The sequence below is a fragment of the Nocardioides sp. genome (genome assembly GCF_036503465.1).
In the GTDB taxonomy this organism is placed as follows: domain Bacteria; phylum Actinomycetota; class Actinomycetes; order Propionibacteriales; family Nocardioidaceae; genus Nocardioides.
In genome coordinates this window covers 1-17,777 of sequence record NZ_DASXWU010000009.1, presented here as the reverse complement: position 1 = coordinate 17,777, position 17,777 = coordinate 1, and the positions used below count along the sequence as shown (strand labels likewise).

At 68.4% G+C, this 17,777-nt stretch carries 26 protein-coding genes; 9 read left to right on the top strand and 17 right to left on the bottom strand.

The window, feature by feature from the left end:
- Positions 1 to 16: 16 nt before the first annotated feature.
- From murI to VGK78_RS00775, 8 genes are all read right to left on the bottom strand, one after another.
- The gene (gene murI / locus VGK78_RS00810) at positions 17 to 829 is read right to left on the bottom strand and encodes a glutamate racemase (protein ID WP_331525346.1); all 813 of its coding nucleotides are present in this window, start codon (positions 827 to 829) and stop codon (positions 17 to 19) included.
- A 62-nt stretch (positions 830 to 891) separates the two neighbouring features.
- Entirely contained in the window at positions 892 to 1,878 is a 987-nt protein-coding gene (locus tag VGK78_RS00805) for a ribose-phosphate diphosphokinase (protein ID WP_331525345.1), read from the bottom strand.
- A 100-nt stretch (positions 1,879 to 1,978) separates the two neighbouring features.
- Positions 1,979 to 2,926 carry a PLP-dependent cysteine synthase family protein gene (locus VGK78_RS00800; protein WP_331525344.1) on the bottom strand — a complete coding sequence of 316 codons (948 nt, stop codon included), beginning with the start codon at positions 2,924 to 2,926 and terminating at the stop codon, positions 1,979 to 1,981.
- Positions 2,923 to 3,210, bottom strand: a complete 288-nt coding sequence (locus VGK78_RS00795; RefSeq protein ID WP_331525343.1) for a MoaD/ThiS family protein — start codon at positions 3,208 to 3,210, stop codon at positions 2,923 to 2,925. The genes VGK78_RS00800 and VGK78_RS00795 overlap by 4 nt, the downstream gene beginning before the upstream one ends.
- Entirely contained in the window at positions 3,200 to 3,673 is a 474-nt protein-coding gene (locus VGK78_RS00790) for a M67 family metallopeptidase (protein ID WP_331525342.1), read from the bottom strand. Before VGK78_RS00790 ends, VGK78_RS00795 begins: the two co-directional genes overlap by 11 nt.
- Before the next feature lie 19 nt (positions 3,674 to 3,692).
- The gene (locus tag VGK78_RS00785) at positions 3,693 to 4,073 is read right to left on the bottom strand and encodes a hypothetical protein (protein ID WP_331525341.1); all 381 of its coding nucleotides are present in this window, start codon (positions 4,071 to 4,073) and stop codon (positions 3,693 to 3,695) included.
- Positions 4,074 to 4,148: 75 nt separating this feature from the next.
- On the bottom strand, positions 4,149 to 4,529 hold the full coding sequence (locus VGK78_RS00780; RefSeq protein ID WP_331525340.1) for a hypothetical protein: 381 nt from the start codon (positions 4,527 to 4,529) through the stop codon (positions 4,149 to 4,151).
- A gap of 59 nt (positions 4,530 to 4,588) precedes the next feature.
- Positions 4,589 to 5,095: a hypothetical protein gene (locus VGK78_RS00775; protein WP_331525339.1), complete on the bottom strand. Its 507-nt coding sequence runs from the start codon at positions 5,093 to 5,095 to the stop codon at positions 4,589 to 4,591.
- A 274-nt stretch (positions 5,096 to 5,369) separates the two neighbouring features.
- On the opposite strand from VGK78_RS00775, the gene VGK78_RS00770 reads away from it, so the two are divergent.
- Positions 5,370 to 5,717 carry a hypothetical protein gene (locus VGK78_RS00770; protein ID WP_331525338.1) on the top strand — a complete coding sequence of 116 codons (348 nt, stop codon included), beginning with the start codon at positions 5,370 to 5,372 and terminating at the stop codon, positions 5,715 to 5,717.
- Between the two features lie 72 nt (positions 5,718 to 5,789).
- Here VGK78_RS00770 and VGK78_RS00765 read toward each other — a convergent pair whose 3' ends face one another.
- From VGK78_RS00765 to VGK78_RS00755, 3 genes are all read right to left on the bottom strand, one after another.
- Positions 5,790 to 6,674 carry a hypothetical protein gene (locus VGK78_RS00765; RefSeq protein ID WP_331525337.1) on the bottom strand — a complete coding sequence of 295 codons (885 nt, stop codon included), beginning with the start codon at positions 6,672 to 6,674 and terminating at the stop codon, positions 5,790 to 5,792.
- The gene (locus tag VGK78_RS20285; protein ID WP_414690610.1) at positions 6,674 to 7,105 is read right to left on the bottom strand and encodes a SigE family RNA polymerase sigma factor; all 432 of its coding nucleotides are present in this window, start codon (positions 7,103 to 7,105) and stop codon (positions 6,674 to 6,676) included. Before VGK78_RS20285 ends, VGK78_RS00765 begins: the two co-directional genes overlap by 1 nt.
- Positions 7,106 to 7,757: 652 nt before the next feature.
- Complete coding sequence (locus tag VGK78_RS00755) at positions 7,758 to 8,207, bottom strand: nuclear transport factor 2 family protein (RefSeq protein ID WP_331525335.1); 450 nt, start codon at positions 8,205 to 8,207, stop codon at positions 7,758 to 7,760.
- A 277-nt stretch (positions 8,208 to 8,484) separates the two neighbouring features.
- Between VGK78_RS00755 and VGK78_RS00750 the strand changes: the two genes are divergently transcribed.
- From VGK78_RS00750 to VGK78_RS00740, 3 genes are all read left to right on the top strand, one after another.
- Complete coding sequence (locus VGK78_RS00750) at positions 8,485 to 9,402, top strand: hypothetical protein (protein WP_331525334.1); 918 nt, start codon at positions 8,485 to 8,487, stop codon at positions 9,400 to 9,402.
- A 172-nt stretch (positions 9,403 to 9,574) separates the two neighbouring features.
- Entirely contained in the window at positions 9,575 to 10,306 is a 732-nt protein-coding gene (locus tag VGK78_RS00745) for a histidine phosphatase family protein (RefSeq protein ID WP_331525333.1), read from the top strand.
- A gap of 184 nt (positions 10,307 to 10,490) precedes the next feature.
- Positions 10,491 to 10,706, top strand: a complete 216-nt coding sequence (locus VGK78_RS00740; protein ID WP_331525332.1) for a hypothetical protein — start codon at positions 10,491 to 10,493, stop codon at positions 10,704 to 10,706.
- A gap of 252 nt (positions 10,707 to 10,958) precedes the next feature.
- On the opposite strand, the gene VGK78_RS00735 is transcribed toward VGK78_RS00740, so the two are convergent.
- Positions 10,959 to 11,417 (bottom strand): hypothetical protein, encoded by a 459-nt coding sequence (locus VGK78_RS00735; protein WP_331525331.1) that lies wholly within the window; start codon positions 11,415 to 11,417, stop codon positions 10,959 to 10,961.
- Positions 11,418 to 11,637: 220 nt separating this feature from the next.
- Between VGK78_RS00735 and VGK78_RS00730 the strand changes: the two genes are divergently transcribed.
- Both VGK78_RS00730 and VGK78_RS00725 read left to right on the top strand, forming a co-directional pair.
- Entirely contained in the window at positions 11,638 to 11,820 is a 183-nt protein-coding gene (locus VGK78_RS00730; RefSeq protein ID WP_331525330.1) for a hypothetical protein, read from the top strand.
- Positions 11,821 to 11,913: 93 nt separating this feature from the next.
- Positions 11,914 to 12,198, top strand: coding sequence for a hypothetical protein (locus VGK78_RS00725; RefSeq protein ID WP_331525329.1), 285 nt, complete (start codon positions 11,914 to 11,916; stop codon positions 12,196 to 12,198).
- Positions 12,199 to 12,268: 70 nt separating this feature from the next.
- Here the strand turns inward: VGK78_RS00725 and VGK78_RS00720 are convergent, their stop codons facing one another.
- The 5 genes from VGK78_RS00720 to clpS all read right to left on the bottom strand — a co-directional run bounded on the left by VGK78_RS00720 (position 12,269) and on the right by clpS (position 15,473).
- On the bottom strand, positions 12,269 to 12,439 hold the full coding sequence (locus VGK78_RS00720) for a hypothetical protein (RefSeq protein WP_331525328.1): 171 nt from the start codon (positions 12,437 to 12,439) through the stop codon (positions 12,269 to 12,271).
- A gap of 141 nt (positions 12,440 to 12,580) precedes the next feature.
- Positions 12,581 to 12,955, bottom strand: coding sequence for a hypothetical protein (locus tag VGK78_RS00715; protein WP_331525327.1), 375 nt, complete (start codon positions 12,953 to 12,955; stop codon positions 12,581 to 12,583).
- Positions 12,956 to 13,023: 68 nt separating this feature from the next.
- Positions 13,024 to 14,442 carry an HNH endonuclease signature motif containing protein gene (locus tag VGK78_RS00710; RefSeq protein ID WP_331525326.1) on the bottom strand — a complete coding sequence of 473 codons (1,419 nt, stop codon included), beginning with the start codon at positions 14,440 to 14,442 and terminating at the stop codon, positions 13,024 to 13,026.
- Positions 14,443 to 14,587: 145 nt separating this feature from the next.
- Positions 14,588 to 15,169 (bottom strand): DUF2017 domain-containing protein, encoded by a 582-nt coding sequence (locus tag VGK78_RS00705; protein ID WP_331525325.1) that lies wholly within the window; start codon positions 15,167 to 15,169, stop codon positions 14,588 to 14,590.
- 10 nt (positions 15,170 to 15,179) lie between these two features.
- Complete coding sequence (gene clpS, locus VGK78_RS00700; RefSeq protein WP_331525324.1) at positions 15,180 to 15,473, bottom strand: ATP-dependent Clp protease adapter ClpS; 294 nt, start codon at positions 15,471 to 15,473, stop codon at positions 15,180 to 15,182.
- Between the two features lie 88 nt (positions 15,474 to 15,561).
- Here clpS and VGK78_RS00695 point away from each other — a divergent pair, with 88 nt between their 5' ends.
- From VGK78_RS00695 to VGK78_RS00685, 3 genes are all read left to right on the top strand, one after another.
- Positions 15,562 to 16,845: a nicotinate phosphoribosyltransferase gene (locus VGK78_RS00695; RefSeq protein ID WP_331525323.1), complete on the top strand. Its 1,284-nt coding sequence runs from the start codon at positions 15,562 to 15,564 to the stop codon at positions 16,843 to 16,845.
- Between the two features lie 7 nt (positions 16,846 to 16,852).
- On the top strand, positions 16,853 to 17,257 hold the full coding sequence (locus VGK78_RS00690) for an alpha/beta hydrolase (protein WP_331525322.1): 405 nt from the start codon (positions 16,853 to 16,855) through the stop codon (positions 17,255 to 17,257).
- Positions 17,258 to 17,266: 9 nt separating this feature from the next.
- A partial coding sequence (locus VGK78_RS00685) for an isochorismatase family protein (protein WP_331525321.1) occupies positions 17,267 to 17,777 on the top strand: 511 nt, incomplete at its 3' end.

The window sequence follows — 17,777 nt, the reverse complement described above, 5'->3', positions numbered from 1 at the left end:
CGTGTCGACGCGGGGTTCATGCCAGGCCGCCGGCGTACTGGGCGGCCATCGTGAGCTCGGCGCCGAGGAACCGGCGTCCGATGTGCTCGAACTCGTCGGGGGTGCCGGTGGTCAGGAAACGGTACGACGGCTCGCCGCCGGGCCGCATCAGCTCGCGCGACGCCAGCAGCTTGTAGACGTCCTTCGCGCACTCCTCGGCACTGCTCACGAGCGTGACCCCGTCCCCCATCACGAAGGAGATGATGCCCGTCAGCAGCGGGTAGTGGGTACACCCGAGGATCAACGTGTCCACACCCGCATCCACCAGCGGATCCAGGTACTCGTGGGCTGCGCCCCGGAGCTCGTCGCCGCCGGTGATGCCGGCCTCCACGAACTCCACGAAGCGCGGGCACGCACGCGTGGTCAGGGTGACCTGCGGCGCGGCGGCGAACGCGTCGTCGTAGGCCAGGGACTCGGCGGTGGCGCGGGTGCAGATCACCCCGATCCGCCCGTTGTGGGTGGCGGCCACGGCCCGCCGCGTCGCCGGCAGGATCACCTCGACGACCGGCACGTCGTACCGCTCGCGCGCGTCGCGGAGCATCGCGGCGCTGGCGGAGTTGCAGGCGATCACGAGCGCCTTGACGCCCTGGGCGACGAGGTGGTCGAGGCACTCGAGGGCGTACTCGCGCACCTCGCCGATCGGCTTGGGTCCGTAGGGCTGGCGGGCGGTGTCTCCGAGGTAGACGAGTGACTCGTGCGGCAGCTGGTCGATCACGGAGCGGGCGACGGTGAGCCCGCCGAACCCGGAGTCGAAGATCCCGATGGGCGCGTCGAGCGTCGGACGGGGCACAGTCGCACAGGCTAGGTCTTGCGCCCGTCCTCGCGCATCAGGACGCGACCGAACTCACGGCGTCAGCCGAACAGCTTGGCCTGGGGCGGTCCGAACTGCGGGTCGACCCCGTCGAAGAGACTGCTCACCGACTCGCCCGCGTGGACCCGGGCAATGGCCTCGGCGAACAGGCCGGCCACGCTGCGGACCTTCAGCTCGGGCCAGTCCTGCGGTGCCGGCACCGTGTCGGTGGTGACGACCTCGGTGATCATCGGGTGGTGCCGCAGCCGGTCCACGGCCTTGCCGACGAACAGGCCGTGCGTGCAGGCGACGGCCGCGCCGGTGCAGCCCTGGTCGGCGAGCCGGTCGAGGAGCTCGACGATGGACCCGCCGGTGGCGATCTCGTCGTCCAGCACGATCGCCCGCTTGCCGGTGACGTCGCCGACGATCTGGTCGATCACGACCCGGTCGTCGGCGAGGCGCTGCTTGGAACCGGCGGCCACGCCGAGGCCGAGCAGGCGTGAGAACTGGGTCGCGGTCTTGGCGTTGCCGAAGTCCGGCGAGACGACGACGGCGTCGCTGAGGTCCTGGGCGAGGAAGTGCTCGGCGAGGACGCCCAGCGCGGTCAGCTGGTCGACCGGCACCGAGAAGAAGCCGTGCACCTGGGGCGCGTGCAGGGTCATCGTCATGACCCGGTGGACCCCCGCGGTCGCCAGCATGTCGGCGACCAGACGGCCGCCGATGGAGATGCGCGAGGCGTCCTTCTTGTCGGACCGCGCGTAGGAGTAGAAGGGGATCACCGCGGTGATGGACGCCGCGCTGGCGCCGCGGGCCGCGTCGATCATCAGCAGCAGCTCCATCAGGTGCTCCTGCGTGGGCGGCACCAGCGGCTGGACGATGTAGACGTCGCGCTGGCGGCAGTTCGCCTGGAGCTGCGCCTGGAGGCAGTCGTTGCTGAACCTGGTCATCTCGACCGACGACAGCGGGACGCCGAGGTCGTCGCAGATGGCCCGGGCGAGGGGGCGGTGGGCGGAACCACTGAAGACGACGACGTCGTCGCGATCGGGCACGGGCACTCCAGGAGGTGGTCCGGTCAGACGGGGCCAGGGTAACCCGAGTCCCGACGGGGAGACAGGTCCGATCGGACCCCGGATCTCGACGCGCACCCCGTCAGGCCCAGAGCTGGCCCTCCAACCGCTCCTCGGCCTCGTCGATCGTGCCCTCGTAGGCGCCGGTGGACAGGTACTTCCAGCCGCCGTCGGCCACGACGAAGGCGATGTCCGCGGACTGGCCGGCCCGCACCGCCTTGGCCGCCTGGGCGAGCGCCGCGTGCAGGATGGCCCCGGTCGAGATGCCCGCGAAGATCCCTTCGCCGTCCAGCAGCTCGCGCACCCGGCGTACGGCGTCTCGCGGCCCGACCGAGAACCGCGCGTCGATCAGGGTCTCGTCGTACAGCTCGGGGACGAAGCCCTCGTCGAGGTTGCGCAGCCCGTAGACCAGCTCGCCGTATCGGGGCTCGGCGGCGACGATCCGCACGTCGGGCTTGTGCTCGCGGAAGAACCGCCCCACGCCCATCAGTGTCCCGGTGGTCCCGAGCCCGCCCACGAAGTGGGTGACGGTCGGCAGATCGGCCAGGATCTCGGGGCCGGTGCCCTCGTAGTGGGCGAGGGCGTTGGCAGGGTTGCCGTACTGGTAGAGCATCACCCAGTCGGGGTGCTCGGCGGCCATCGCCTTCGCGACCCGGACCGCCTCGTTGGAGCCGCCGGCGGCCGGCGAGGAGACGATCTCGGCACCCCACATCCTCAGCAGCTGGCGGCGCTCCGTGGAGGTGTTCTCGGGCATCACGCAGACCACTCGGTAGCCCCGAAGCTTGGCGGCCATGGCGAGGGAGATGCCGGTGTTGCCGCTGGTGGGCTCGAGGATCGTGCAGCCCGCGCGGAGGCGGCCGTCCTTCTCGGCGTGCTCGATCATCGCCAGCGCGGCGCGGTCCTTGACGGAGCCGGTCGGGCTCCGGTCCTCGAGCTTGGCCCAGAGGCGTACGTCGGGACTGGGCGACAACCTCGGCAGCCCGACCAGCGGCGTCCCGCCGACCGAGCTGAGGAGGTCGTCGTACCTCATGCGCCGCCGGCGACGGCCGGGAGCACGACGACCTGGTCACCGTCGGTGAGCGGCGCCTCGAGCCCGCCGAGGAACCGGACGTCCTCGTCGTTGACGTAGACGTTGACGAACCGGCGCAGGTCCACCTCGCCGTCCTTGTGCTCGACCAGCCGGTCCTTGATGCCGGGGTGGTTGGACTCGAGGTCGTCGATGAGAGCGCTCAGGCTGGCGCCGCTGGCCTCGACCGACTTCCGGTCGCCGGTGTAGGTGCGCAGAATGGTGGGGATCCGTACCTCAACGGGCATCGGGCTCTCCTTGGCTGCTCGGGGTGAGGGTGGTCGGGGGCAGTGCGTCCACGACGGAGACCTCTTCCTCGGTCACCTCGCCGTCGACGATCCGATACGATCTGAACTCCACGGGGCCGTGGTTATTCCCGTGCTCGCGGGTGCTGACCAGCACGTAGTGGGCGCCGGGCTCGTTGGCCAGGCCGATGTCGGTGCGGCTCGGGTAGGCCTCGGTCGCGGTGTGGGAGTGGTAGACGACCACCGGCTCCTCGTCCCTCGCCCAGAGGGCCTTGTAGAGCGCGAGCAGCTCGGTCGAGTCGAACTCGTAGAACGTCGGGCTCCCGGCCGCGTTCACCATCTCGATCAACCGCTCGGGGAGGTCGCTGCCCTCGGCACCGGCGACGATGCCGCAGGCCTCGACGGGGTGGTCCCGCTTGGCGTGCGCGACGATCGCGTCGTATGTCGTGCGGTCGATGGTGAGCACCCGCCCAGGTTACGGGCGGTCAGATCCCGGCCGGTCGCCGGACCATCTCCACCGAGACGCCGCCGAGTCCGAGGCGGTAGCGGGTGTGGTCGGCGTACTCGGCGAGCTTGTCCCACAGCGTCGCGTGCGCGGCCCATGGCAACGACTCGGACCCGCGGTACCAGCTGTCGCCGAACGAGATCCACACCGCCGCCCACTCCGACGCGCAGTCCCAGTCCCTGCCCTTCGCCTCGACCATCTTCCGCCGGATCTGGAACGCCATCCGCGGACCGTCCGGGCAGTTCGGGGTCGTCGCGATCGGCCATACCCACAGGTCGAGGCCGGCCAGCTCGAGCTCGAGGTCGCGCAGGATCGCGGGGTCGACCAGGACGGTCGCCACGTTCACGTGAGGCCGGCGCATCCCCACACGCTACTCACGCGCTCCCCCGGCGGGCAGCGTTGCAGTTGGGTCTGGATCGCGCGGATTCTTAGGGCCTCAGGTCGCCGATGCCCCGACCGGCTCGGAGCAGTCGCCCTGGACACGTGCGTCCGCTGCGAAGTAGCGGCGTGATTGGGCGCCCGTGGCGCGCGGAAGGATGCGCCGCAGGTCGAGAGAGGACTCGAGGTCCGCGTGGAGCGTGCTCCAACGGGAGTCGAGCGACGCCGCCGCCCGCGCATGGGTCACCGTTGCCCTCAGAAGCATCTGTTCCTCGGAGACTGTCTCCGCGGTCTGATGGCGTCCGCTCACCTCCGCATAGGCGGTGCAGGCGGCCTGGGCGTCTCCCTGCGCTTGATCGACATCGTGACCACATCGCGTCAACGAAATCGCGGCCGCGAGTGCCAGCGCGACCGCTGCGACGTCCCTGGTCACGCCCATGGGACCACTCGATCAGAGGGCAGGTTGCGGTCGTTCTGCCAACACTCGGAATCGGCCGGTTACTGTCCGTAGGTGGTTCGCGGCCACCGCCACTTGTACTCGCTGGGAATCCGCCGGACCGACGGCAGCGGATCCTCAGGCGCGTGACCGATCGAGGACAGGTAGTCCTTGGAGACGCACCAGTAGCGCTCGGGACCATCGGGTGTCGCGAACGCCATCGGAGTGCCGTGCGTGTCAGTGGTGACGAGCGTGCCGTCGTCCGTCTCGCACGCGTGGTTGATCGTGGTGAAGAGGTTGAAATTCCTTGGCTGGTCCTCGTGGTGTCGAGAACTCGACACCACGAGGGTCGCCGCGTAGGCGAGGAGAATGGCAACGAGGATCCCTCCCGTCGCCATCAGCGCGCCGTGCGATCTCCTGGGCTCGCGGCCGAGGATCTCCTTGTCGCCTGGCTCGGCGGGTGACTGTTCGCCGACCGCTGGCAGGTCCGTGTGGCAGTGTGTACACCTGGTCGCCGACGCCGTGACGCGCCCAGCGCAGAAGGGGCAAACCCTGGTGTCGGCAGGCACGGCGCAACCTCTCAGTCACGCGGCCCAGGGCAACCAGTCCAGGTGCCGACCACGTTCCCGGGCCGCCAGATCATGGTCACCCACCGGCATCCGGACGGGCAACAGACTGAGTATCGGCCTGGAGATCCCGACGCGTGCTGGGCGGACATCTGACTCGAAGATCCGTCGCATCAGGCACGTCGGATCTTCGAGTCCATCTCGCCCGGCCACGGAGCCACCGCATATCGGCAGCCGAGAGCGGCATGTGCAATCGCTGAGGAGCACGATCGAAGGCGTGCACGAGCAGGCGTACAAAGCGCATGAACGCTGGCAGGGGCAGATCGAGGATTACCGGAACCGCCTCATGGAGATCGCCCGAGCAGACGCTGGATTTTCGGGTGCAGAGATCAGGCACGAGACCCACGAGCTGATCATCTTTGGCGTCGGAGAACCGTCGAAGTCGCTCGTCGCGGTCATGGAAGAGGCACCGTCGACCAACAGCGGCGGTGCCCGTCACGACGGAACGAGCATCGACTTCACCACCACCGACCGGAGCCTGCTTGAAGCGGACGACCCACAATCCGCGCTTGCGACGCGGTATCCCGTCAGCATCACGTACGGCGAACCCGCTACCTACGGCTGAGCACGCAGCGCCGATAGCGGAAGTCAGCGTGCGTTGGACGGCTGCGCTTGACGGTCGATGCGGCTCATGGTGTCAGCCGTGCTGGATTCCGAAGCGATCGCCTTCTCCGGACCAGCCGCCGCCTGCGAGGCGTTCTTGGTATCCGGCCTGGAGCAACACGCGCCCGGACGGGGAGTCGAGCTCGACGTAGAGACCCTCGATGTCGACGGGTGAGCCCATCAGCTCGCGATCGAGGTCGCCCATCGTCCACGACACGTGTCCCGGAGGGACTACGAGCCTCACGTCCAGGGCGCTGTCCAATGGATGGAGGACCCTGACCGAAGCCACGGTCAGCCCGAAGTGCTGGGCGACCTGATCCACCCGATCGCGCAGGTCGGGATCGCTGGGTGAGTCGAAGTACTCCTGGGCGGCTTGGCCCATGCCCAGCTGCTCTGTGACCTGGGTTCCATGCGGCCCGGTGTGCACGAAGTCACCACCTTGGATCACCTGGTCGAGGCTGGACTGGTTGGTGCGCATGAGCTCGGCGACCGCCCCTGCGACAAGGGAGGCCAGCCATTCGCCGTGCACGGTGTCGCCGGCGGCGTCCTTGATGTAGGTCCGCACCCAGGTTCGCGATGGCGTGGGGTCGCCGGGCATTCCGATGACCTGGACGTCACGCACGGCCGGTTCGTCGACGGATCCCAGGACCCGTGCCGCCGCCTGGTCCGGCGACAGGCCGGCTCGCTCTCCGGTCCCGTCGCTGGGGGATAGCGCATGGTCGTGGGACTGGGCGAGGTTCACCCCGAGCACGACGGCACTCACCACGCACAGAGACCCCGCGGCCACGGCGACGACCAGGGCCCGACGCCGGCGACGTCGTACGGCGTGACCCGCCCCGACGAGATGGACCAGCGGCGCTCGGCCGGGTTCGACGTCGTTCCACAGCTGCTCGAGGAGGTCGAGTGACTTGTCGGGCATCACGAGGGTCCTTCCGCCAGGTGAGGGCTGGAGGCGAGCTGGTCCAGGGCCCGGGACAGTCGGCTCTTCACCGTCCCAGCTGGTATCCCGAGGGCTTGGGCAGTGTCGTGTTCGCTGAGCTCGACGAAGTAGCGCAGAACGACGACCTGCCGGTTCGCCTGACTCAGCTCATCGAGGGCTCGATGGACGGCGTCGATGGTGGCGAGCTGGTCGACCGCATCGGCCGGCACCGCCGTCTCCGGGAGGATCTGGGTGGGTTGCTCACCCCACCAACGTCGGCGGTGACTGTCGCGGTAACAGTTGAGGAGCGTGCGGTAGAGGTAGCCCTCAGGGCTGTCGGCCCGTTCGACCTTTCGCCACGCCACGAAACACCGGAGCAAGGTCGACTGGGCCAGATCTTGAGCTTCCTCGCGGTTGCAACCCAGGAACACCCCCGCGCGAACCAGACGAGCCCACTGAGCGCTGGCGAACGCTGCGAAGCCCCCATCCGTGTCCACGCCACCTCCCAACGGCCCGTCTCGTGATGAAAGACGAGATGAGTGTGCCCGTCGGTTCCATCGCGCCGCGATGAGAGTGGGTTGGTGCCGGGCTGTGGAACCCTTACTTCACGTCCGTGATCGCGTCCGGGCGGACAATCGATGCCGACTCTTGGCAGCTCCGCGTTGGCGCAGGCCCGGCGACGGGCGACGTGTTCACGATGGTGGACGTCCAACTGGTCGACGGCACCCGTGTGTGGGGTGGGGGATGAAGCGGAACCGTCCCCCCGCCATGCCCGTGAAAACTTATATGGGTGCGGGCGACACGGCCCCGCACGTTCATAGCACGGGTGGCACCGACGCGATGCGTGGCGGGGTCTTGGTCTACCCCCGCCGGCTCGACATCCATCGGGTCGATGTCGTAGACGCCTCAGGTCGCCCCATCCCTACGGAGCCGTAGCACCCATCGCGTCACCCGCGGGGTCAGGATCGCGTGCGTGATGCTTGCGACATGGCAGTCAGCGGGGTTGTGGGGGGTTTGGCACGCTGAGGACGGCTGGCTGGCCAGGACGACGCCAGCCGCGTGGCCGCTGCCACAGACCTGTGATCAGTCCAATGCCTCAACCCAGGAGGACCGCCACTCCGGTGGTTCGGACTTCTCGGCGTAGTAGCGGGTTTCACGCGTGATCAGGCCGTCCTCGTCGAGCTCGATCACGAGAGCGGCGCTCCATGGCCCCTGGCCGTAGTCCAACTCACCCTCGAGGACCCAGAATCGCTGGGCGCCGACAACGCGGCGGATTTTGATGGACTGCGGCGGCGCTGGGAAGGCTTGCTGCATGGATCTCATCGCGTCTCGGCCGGGGATTCGTTCGCCCGATTGAGGCATCTCCATCACGAACTCCGGAGTCCTGAGCAGGTACTCCTCCTCGGCGTCCAAACCCTGGCCGTCAGCGACACCCAGCAGGCGTTCGAGGCCTTCGCGCATCACCGCCGGATCGCTGCGTGCCATCGCGGTCCGGAACAGTTCCTGCACTGACCTCTCCAAGCGTCCGTTCATCGCACCTCTCCTCATCATGAGCAACCTCCGCGCGGTCACGAAGCACCAGAAACGTCGCGTGCAGCGGTATCTCAAAGCCAGAGAAGTCTGTCCCCGATAACCGGGAATCACTCCTGCGAGCCCGGGAGTCGGCCCCGGAGGTCACCACCATTCCTGGCGCCCGCTCGTCGGCACGGCGGACGGCAGATCAGAGCGCAGTCAGCGGCATGAACGGTCACGCTGTGCCGTCGTGTCAGCGGCATGTGAGGGCGTTGCAACGAGCGGAATACTGCTGACCGTGGTCGACATCATGGCGCTCGACGGGTGGTGCCACCAGAACTTGGAGGAGGACCGCCTGGCATCCGTGCTGTTCCGCTCTGGACACCTCTCCGAGGTCGTCGGCGTCCAACTCGCCAGTGGGCGGCACGTCGTTATCAAGATCCGCCCGTACGTCCCACGCCTGGCGGGTTGCGTGGCCGTCCAGGTTCACCTTGCTCGGATGGGCTTCCCGTGTCCTGCACCACTGACTGCCGTGACCAAGATCGGGGGGCTGGCGGTGACCGCCGAAGAGGCGGTGCCAGGTGGTCGTCAGTTGTCACCCTTACACGGTGCAGCACCTTTCTCGGCCCTCCTGGCCCGCCTCATCGAATCAGCGCCCGACCCATCTCGAACACCGTCTTTGGCCCCACCGCCGCCGTGGACGGGGTGGGACCATCCTGGCGGGCTGCTGTGGCCCGACGCCGATGACGAGGGCCGCGACCTCAACGCACTGAGCGGACCCACCTGGATCGATGACGCCGCACGGCGGGTGCGGAATCGGCTCACCGCCAGCCGTGCCTCTTTGCTCATCGGTCACGGCGACTGGGAATCCCAGAACATTGCCTGGACATCCGGGGTCCCGCTGGCCGTGCACGACTGGGACAGCGTGATCGCTCAACCAGAGACATCCATCGTTGGCCTGGCCGCCGCCGTATGGCCCGCCATGGGGGCACCGGGCGGAGCGGCTTCGGTCGCGCAGACCCAGGACTTCATCGCCTCATATCAGTCGGCGACCGCCCGTCCCTGGGGTCGGTCGGAGGTCCAGGACGCGTGGGCGGCTGGTCTATGGGTTCGCCTGTTCAACGCTCGGAAGGACGCAGCCAACGGTGGCGGCCCGCAACTCGACCGCCTCGAAGGTGAAGTGGACGAGCGCCTCGCGCGCGCGGCCCTCGACTGAGGTTCGCCTGACTTCCGAACGTGCGCTCATCGGCCCCGAGAGTTACGTTCCCCTGCATCGACAGGCCGCGACAGGACGCGTGAACCACGGACTCTTGCTGAGGTCGCGTTCAGTGGGCTCTGCCCGGCGGCGGTGACCGACTCCGTCGCCGCCGAGTGCGAGACTCCCGGCCATGCGTTTCGTGCTGATCCGCCACGGCCAGTCCACCAACAACGCCCTGTGGGATGAGTCCGGCGACGACATCGGACGCGAAGTCGACAGCCCGTTGACCCCTTTGGGGAAGGCTCAGGCGGACGCACTGGCGACGTACGCCATCCGCCCTGGCCTGCCGTGGGCACTGACCCACCTCTACGCGTCGCCGATGGCGCGGGCTGTTCAGACTGCGGCGCCGCTCGCCGACGCGCTCGATCTGCCGCTGATGCTCAGCCAGGACCTGTTCGAGGTCGGTGGCCCTTACGACGTGCTGAAGGGCACCGGGGAGCAGGTGGCACACCCAGGCTCAGGAAGGAGCGTGATTGCCGCGCTGTCTGCACGGTTGCACCTCCCCGATTGGTTGACCGAGGAGGGCTGGTGGCGGGGCGAGGTCGAGCGCGAGCGGGAGGTGTACGGCGCCCGCGCGGACCGGTTGATCGGCGTGCTCCGCGACACTCACGACCAGGACGACGTCGTGGGCCTCGTCTCCCACGGCTGGTTCGGCAACGTACTGCTCGGCCGACTGCTCGGCATCGAGGACATGAACGGAGCCTTCGAGCTCGCCAACACCTCGATCAGTCTGCTCGAGGACACTGAAGACGGGGTGCCTTGGGACGTCACCGCGATCCGGATCAACTGGTTCCCACACCTGGCCGCCGATCAGGTCAGCGGTTCCGCCCTCAGCGGCCAGATGGCCGGCGGGATGCCATAACCGGTCAGCTGCCGGCCACCGTGGCGATGATGCCCCGCGAGTCACGCCGACAGGCGGTGAAGTGATGCGGGTCGAGATCCGTCCCTGGCCCGTGGCGTCGCGCCTGCGCGGAGGCGTGCGGGAGCCGATCCACACAGCATGGGTGTCGACCAGACGGGAACGGCCTCGCTGTGAGGTGACGTACGTGAACGTCCGAAACATCCGCTGGGTCGGCACCCCGACCGCGAACTACGACGCGATGCTGGTCTTTCTGCGCGACACGATGGGACTTCGGATGAACTTCGAAGAGCCCACGACAGCTGAATTCACCACGTCGGAGGGAGACGAGATCCAGGTGGTGGCGCCTGGAGATCCCTACTTCGACTTCTTCACCGCCGAGGCACGTGGACCGGTCCCGTAGTTCGAGGTCGATGACGTCCACCAGGCCCAGGCCGAGCTGGAGGCTGCCCGGCATCCAGCTCGTTGGAGGACCGGGCCGTCACAGCCGCTGGGAGTGGATTCATTTCCGGGCGCCGGATGGCAACCTCTACGAGGTCGCAAGTCTTCGCCGCGATTGACCACGCTTCTCAGATGGCGACCCTCATCGGTATGCACATGTCGCCTGCATGAGCGGTCACGCTCTGCCGTCATGTCAGCGGCATGAGCGTGCGTCTCAGACTGCCTGACCGAATCCTCGCGCCCGGCCAGATCCAGGCCGAGTCGGGTCGGGACGTCGGTTGTCAGATCCCTTGATTCCGACGCGCCCTCCCTGGTTGCGCATCGGCTCGTCGTCGAAGCGCGGCACGACGTGAAGGTGAGCATGCATCGACAGCACGTCTTCTTCGCTCAACGGGAACGAGGTCCACGACAGGAAGTACCCGTCGGGTGCAAGGCGTGCATCCTGAATGGACTTCGCCTCCAGCAAGAGGGGGCGGATCGCCGCCCACTCGGCGATCGTCAGGTCGAACGGCGACGCGCGATGCGCCGTTGGCACCAGGATCCCTGAACCTGGCAGCACGCCTGGCGGATCTGTCGGGTCGTGTGATGAGGCGTACACCCAGTGTTCGTTTTCCAGGTACACCTCTGCCGCGCGAAGTGCGGACCTTTCACAGAACACACAGCCGCTCGTCATGATGTCGGAATCTACGCCGCACAACATGACCGCTCATCGGCACAACCGCGCACGATCGGCGCATGAGCGGTCACGCTATGCCGTCATGTCAGCGGCATGAGAGCGCGGTTCGCTCGGTGGCTCATCGCAGCCTGTGGGAGCATCGCGGGCTGTGGACGTATGGGAGCACGACGGACGTCTCTTCGAGGTCACAGAGGTCGCAGATGTCGCCCGCGATGGGATGGCGCTCGAGCTCACTGAGCTCGGTTCCTCCGAGAGTGGCCCGGACCTTGAAGCGTTCTGGCACGACGACGGCAGCAGTTTCGACTTCACCGTCCATCACTCGGGAACGCTGCCGTTCGCCGTGGTCGAGCGTTTCGTGGCCGCGGCGAGGAAGAGCCTGCCGACCGCCAGCGAGTCCTGAGAGACGTCCAAACCGCCGACCGCTCATCGGCGGATCAGCCGTCATGTCAGCGGCATGAGCGTGCACTGGCCCTCGATCATCCAGACTGGTCCCGTGAGCCGATCTGCCGCCGCACGCGACACCAAAGAGGGACGGGCATCCACGACTCTGCTGCTCCAGTGCGCGGACAGTCCGTACTGCACGGTCATCTTTGAGCCGTACGGATCCGAGTACGAACTGCTGCCGGAGGACTTGCTGCGCGTTGAGGTCGGTGGCCCGGCAGGAGGTACGGTCGAGGTCGTGCATCGGCCCACATCGGTCCTCCTGTGGCCGGGCGATGGGTGGGACTACATCAGTGCCGTGAATCGGGAGGGCGAGCGCCAGAGCGGCTTGTTCTAGGTACCGCTCATCGGCACGACCGCGCACTCAGCGGCATGAGCGGTCATCAGTCGAGTCGGCTTGCGACGGGTCAGCGCATGGAGAGGGTTGCCGCAATAACCGCAACAAGCGCGACAAACACGCCCACAACCCACCACCACTCGCGCCAGCCCCACTCCCGCATAGGCCGTCTCTTCTTCTGCTTCATCAGCGGAAGACACAGCAGCGCGGTGATCAGGCCAGCCAGAAGGGCAGCCGCCATGTTCCCGCCGCCTCTCCGTTGAGACCTGCTCGCCGGGCCACACCGTAGACCAGGAGGGTCCGCTAACGGCAGAACCGCGCACTATCAGCGGCATGAGCGGTCACGCTATGCCGTCATGTCAGCGGCATGAGCGGTCGTTTCCTAGACCGGCTCGTTGAGCGTACGAAGGATGCCGTCGACTCTGGCCACCTCATACGGTGCGCCCGGGAAGGATTGCTCTTTGAGCCAGTCCTTGAGCCGGTGGAGCGCTTCTGCAGCCGAGGTAATTCGGCACGTGTCAACGAGCGCCAACGCCACGAACCGCGTGTCCTCCTCAGGGGACTCGATCTGTCGAATCAACACTTCATCGATGACTGGACGGTCCCGGTCTGTGAGGAGCCGGTATCGGGCGATCGCTCGCGGGATCGCCTCGTTCGGGTCCTTGTTCCCCTTGGCGATCTGGTCATCCATCTCGCGCAACTCAAGCCATCTTGCACGGACCTCAGCCGGGTCGTCCCCGAGGTTCATGTCCACCACGACGTGAGGGTGGCACAGCGGGCCGCCCGCGCACGCACATCGGCAGATGAGTGCGCTTCCGGGCGCGTTCAGGCGTGCGGGAGTGGGGTGGTGCCGGTGGGTGTGACGAGGTAGGTCTGGCCGTGGGGGCCGTGCCAGGTGTAGGTGCCGTCGCGGGTGCGGTGATAGCGCCATCGACCCGAGGTTTTGGCGTTGTGATGGCGCCGGCACAGGCAGGCTAGGCGGGCGGGTGAGGTTTGGCCGGGTGGTCCGCCCTGATCGATCGGGATGTAGGGGGTGATGTGGTCCTGGTCGCAGCCCCGGGCGTCGACGCTGCACCAGGGGAAGACGCAGTGCCGGTCGCGCAGGATCACGGTTTCCCGCATCCATGCCGGTGGGTCGTGCTCGTCCACGGCGTCGTCGCGGGCGAGGTCGAGGACCGGGACGATGGTGGCACGGGTGGTGCCGAGCCACTCGCGGATCTGGACGGTGGTCGCCGGGCCGAGCCTCTCCACCTCCCCGACACCCCCGGTACCCCCGACACCCCGGACATCCCCGGTACTGGTGAGCACGAGGGGGTCGGGCAGGGCGAGCAGGTCGGCGAGGCTCAGGTGCAGGTAGAACCGGGACTTGGCCAGGGTCGGCCGCCGCAGCCGCGGTGCCTCGTCCTCGGTTGCGGGCGTGGACTCGGTGGCGGGTGGGATGCCGTAGAGGTCGAGATGGGCCTGGGCATCGGCGATCACCCCGAGCGCCTTGGCCTTCCTCGCGCCCAACGGGTCGGTGTCGCCGAGCCGGCCGAGGTGGGTGGCGTGGTCGCAGACCAGGTCGTAGAACTTGCTCAGGTCGATCGTGTCGCCGGTGGCGTCCAGGTGGGAGGTGCCGGCCCAGCCGCCGTCGGTGCGGTGCAACAACCGGACGTCCCAGGCTTGCTTGCCGGTCTGTTCGGCCTCCGCCTGCGAGGCGGGGTCGTAGGTGGCGGCGGCGTGGGCGATGGTCCGGTCGATCAACCGAACACCGCACGAGTCGATCCGGGACGCCAGCTCGGCGTCCACATACGCGGCGGCCTCCCGGCTGAGGTGGTGGGTGTGCTGGGCCAGGCGACGGGCCTTCCACGGCGCCACCTCCAACCGCCGCACCCGCGCCCAGGTCGCCGGGAACCGGTAGGCCAGGTCCAGGGCGTCGGCCAGCACCTGCATCCCGGCGAACGTCGAGACCTTCAACGTGGCGGCGAACGGCTCGGGGGCGAAGGCGGCCACCGTCGGGCAGCCGACGCCGCCCAGGGACTCCTCCCAGTTCCCCACCCCGGGGATCTCCGCATCCCCCCACACCGCAACCCCCGACTCCGGAGTGGCCGGATGCAGCAGGCACCAGTGCAGGGCCAGCTGAAGCTTGTCCCGACCCGCGGCCCGCTCCGCCGCCTCGGCCTCGGCCAGGCAGGCCAGCACCCTGGCCGGGTCGAGGTTCTCGAACCCGACCGGCGGAGACACGGGTGCGGCTGACGTGGTCATACGAGTATTGGACCCGAGGCCACCGACAGTCATGCCCCCGGAAACCGGGTTCTCCACAGAACCCGACCAAGAATTCTCGAGAAGTTTTTCCGGAAGGTGCTCACGGTTCCCCGCCACAGCGCTCAGCAGGCTCGACCGCCGGCGGTCAGTGAAGTGCGTCGACCAGCGTCTCCTGGAGAGCCCCGATCCATTCATAGATGTCGTGGGCCTGTGACCGCGGGTCGTCCTCGGGAAGCGCCCGCCAGAACGGCTCGTCGTCCTGTTCGACCTCGAGCCGGGTCGCCAGCGCGAGCCGCAGGTCGGTGAAGGACTTCAGCCACACCAGCGCCGCCTCATGGTCGAGCTCGACGTCGATGACCACCTTCTGCTCGTCGAGCTGAGGGGGCAGGCCGGCCTCCTCGAGGGTGTCGATGATGGTCGCGGCGCCGGCGGCCTTCCCGTCGCGCAGGGTCCCCTCGGTGAAGCGCCGGAACTCGGCGGCCGCCTCCTCGTCCTCGACGTACGCCGTGGGGAACAGGCGGGCGAGCACGGGATCCTCGGGCTCGGTGGTCGGCCCGTCGAAGCTCAGCATCGCCTCGAGCGGGTCAGCGTGCTCGTGGGGGGCCGCGGCCTCGTTGCGCAAGAGCTCGACCAGCTGTGAGGCCAGCGACCGGAGGAGGTCGGCCTCGAACCCGGAGAACGTGGCGATGATCAGCCCGCTGCGCCGGTGTCGGGTGAACCCGCTCATCGGCAATCCCTCACTGCTTCTCCAACGTCGCCCACAGGCCGTACTCGTGCATCGCCTGCACGTCGCGCTCCATCTCCTCGCGGGTGCCGTTGCTGACCGCCGACTTGCCGTCGTGGTGCACCTCGAGCATCAGCTTCTCGGCCTTCTTCTGGTCGTACCCGAAGTAGGTGCGGAAGACGTAGGTCACGTAGCTCATCAGGTTGACCGGATCGTTCCACACGATGGTGACCCAGGGCTTCGCTGTGAGCGTGACCTCGTCCGGCGTGAGGTCCGGCTCGACCTCGACCGGGCTCGTGGTCGCCATTGGCCCATGGTGGCACAGCAGACGCCCCGGCCCCGCCCCCGAGGCGGGCCCGGCGCTGACCCCGCGCCGCTGGCCCTACGCTGGCCCGGTGCGCGCGTCGACCGCCCTGCTCACCGACCACTACGAGCTCACCATGCTCCAGGCCGCGCTGGGCTCGGGGACGGCGCACCGACGCTCAGTCTTCGAGCTCTTCCCGCGCCGCCTCCCCGAAGGCCGCCGGTACGGCGTGGTGGCCGGAGTCGGTCGCGCGCTCGACGCCCTGGAGGACTTCCGGTTCGACGGCGATGTCCTCGCCGCGCTTGACGGGGTCGTCGACGAGCCGACCCGCGCGTGGCTGTCGACGTACCGCTTCTCCGGCGACGTGTGGGGGTACGCCGAGGGCGAGGCGTACTTCCCGTACTCGCCGCTGCTGATCGTCGAGGGCACGTTCGCCGAGGCCGTCGTCCTCGAGACGCTGCTGCTGTCGATCTACAACCACGACTCGGCGATCGCGTCGGCGGCCTCCCGGATGACCCAGGTGGCCGGCGACCGGCCGTGCATCGAGATGGGATCCCGGCGTACACACGAGGAGGCGGCGGTCGCAAGCGCCCGGGCGGCGTACGTCGCGGGGTTCGCCACGACGTCCAACCTCGCCGCCCGTGACCGGTACGGCGTGCCGTCGGCCGGGACGAGCGCGCACAGCTTCACACTGCTCCACGACACCGAGGCCGAGGCGTTCCAGGCCCAGGTGACCTCGCTCGGGAAGGGCACGACCCTGCTGGTCGACACCTACGACATCCGCGAGGCGGTGGCCATCGGCGTCGAGATCGCCGGGCCGGAGCTCGGCGCCGTACGGATCGACTCCGGGGACCTCGGTGTCCTGGCCGGCGAGGTCCGGTCGCAGCTCGACTCGCTGGGCGCCACCCGGACCAGGATCGTCGTCACCAGCGACCTCGACGAGTTCGCGATCGCCGCGCTCGCCAACGCACCCGTCGACGCCTACGGAGTGGGCACCCAGCTGGTCACCGGCTCCGGACATCCGACTTGCGGCTTCGTCTTCAAGCTGGTCGCGCGTGAGGGCGACGACGGCGACCTGGTCTCGGTCGCGAAGAAGAGCACGGACAAGATCTCGATCGGCGGCCGGAAGTACGCCTTGCGGCGGCGTGCGCCCGACGGTGTCGCCGAGGCCGAGGTGGTCGGTATAGGGGAGCCGCCCGAGAACGACGGCGACGACCGACCGCTCCTCGTACCCCTCGTGCGTGAGGGCGAGATCGTCGGGCGCGAGACCCTCGAGGACGCCCGCGCTCGACACCTCTCCTCACGCGCCGAGCTGCCCCGCGCGGCGCAGCAGATGTCGCGTGGAGAACCGGTGATCCCGACGATCCATCTGTGAGGCGCTGGTGGCGTTCCTGACCTGTGACTTCTTCTCCGACGCCCTCGAGGTCGGTACCTCGATCAGCGTCTTGCTCCCCCAGTCGACGCAAGCCCAGGTCGGGGTCGAGGCCGGCGCGCCCGCCGGGCCTCCCCCGGTCCTCTACCTGCTGCACGGCCTCTCGGACGACCACACCGCCTGGTCGCGCTACACCGCGATCGGGAGGTACGCCGAGGCTGCCGGGCTGGCAGTCGTGATGCCCGCCGTCGGCCGGAGCTTCTACGCCGACGAGGCGCACGGACACGCCTACTGGACCTTCGTCTCCGAGGAGCTGCCCTCGATCGTGCGGTCCTTCTTCCGGGTCTTCGACGAGGCAGCCGACACGTTCGTGGCCGGCCTCTCGATGGGTGGGTACGGCCCGCAGGCCATATAGGCTCGCCGTATGACTCGCGCGTTGATCGTGGTTGACGTGCAGAACGACTTCTGCGAGGGGGGTTCGCTCGGGGTCGAGGGCGGCGCACGAGTGGCCAGCGACGTCGGTGAGCTCCTCCACCACTGGAGTCGCCGCGACGATCAGGCCCCGGCGTACGAGGTCGTGGTGGCGAGCAAGGACCACCATGTCGACCCCGGCTCGCACTGGTCGGCAGATCCCGACTTCGTCGACTCCTGGCCGGTCCACTGCCGGGTCGGGACCGACGGCGAGGCGTTCCACCCGAACCTCGATCCGCAGCCGTTCGACGCGATCTTCCTCAAGGGCGACCACGAGGCGGCGTACTCCGCGTTCGAGGGCCGCACCGTCGACGGTGCCCTCCTCGCGGACTGGCTCCGGTCCCACCAGGTCGACCAGGTCGACGTCTGCGGTATCGCCACCGACTACTGCGTCCGTCACACGGCGCTCGACTCCGCGAAGGAGGGATTCGAGACCCGGGTGATCGAAGCGCTCTGCGCCGGCG

What these genes read in the sequence shown, in the direction of transcription:
- VGK78_RS00800 (WP_331525344.1), bottom strand. Translation starts at nt 2,926, where the DNA reads ATGAGGTACGACGACCTCCTCAGCTCGGTCGGCGGGACGCCGCTGGTC.
- VGK78_RS00795 (WP_331525343.1), bottom strand. Translation starts at nt 3,210, where the DNA reads ATGCCCGTTGAGGTACGGATCCCCACCATTCTGCGCACCTACACCGGC.
- VGK78_RS00785 (WP_331525341.1), bottom strand. Translation starts at nt 4,073, where the DNA reads ATGCGCCGGCCTCACGTGAACGTGGCGACCGTCCTGGTCGACCCCGCG.
- VGK78_RS00780 (WP_331525340.1), bottom strand. Translation starts at nt 4,529, where the DNA reads ATGGGCGTGACCAGGGACGTCGCAGCGGTCGCGCTGGCACTCGCGGCC.
- VGK78_RS00765 (WP_331525337.1), bottom strand. Translation starts at nt 6,674, where the DNA reads ATGCCCGACAAGTCACTCGACCTCCTCGAGCAGCTGTGGAACGACGTC.
- VGK78_RS00755 (WP_331525335.1), bottom strand. Translation starts at nt 8,207, where the DNA reads ATGAACGGACGCTTGGAGAGGTCAGTGCAGGAACTGTTCCGGACCGCG.
- VGK78_RS00745 (WP_331525333.1), top strand. Translation starts at nt 9,575, where the DNA reads ATGCGTTTCGTGCTGATCCGCCACGGCCAGTCCACCAACAACGCCCTG.
- VGK78_RS00735 (WP_331525331.1), bottom strand. Translation starts at nt 11,417, where the DNA reads ATGACGAGCGGCTGTGTGTTCTGTGAAAGGTCCGCACTTCGCGCGGCA.
- VGK78_RS00730 (WP_331525330.1), top strand. Translation starts at nt 11,638, where the DNA reads ATGGCGCTCGAGCTCACTGAGCTCGGTTCCTCCGAGAGTGGCCCGGAC.
- VGK78_RS00720 (WP_331525328.1), bottom strand. Translation starts at nt 12,439, where the DNA reads ATGGCGGCTGCCCTTCTGGCTGGCCTGATCACCGCGCTGCTGTGTCTT.
- VGK78_RS00710 (WP_331525326.1), bottom strand. Translation starts at nt 14,442, where the DNA reads ATGACCACGTCAGCCGCACCCGTGTCTCCGCCGGTCGGGTTCGAGAAC.
- VGK78_RS00705 (WP_331525325.1), bottom strand. Translation starts at nt 15,169, where the DNA reads ATGAGCGGGTTCACCCGACACCGGCGCAGCGGGCTGATCATCGCCACG.
- clpS (WP_331525324.1), bottom strand. Translation starts at nt 15,473, where the DNA reads ATGGCGACCACGAGCCCGGTCGAGGTCGAGCCGGACCTCACGCCGGAC.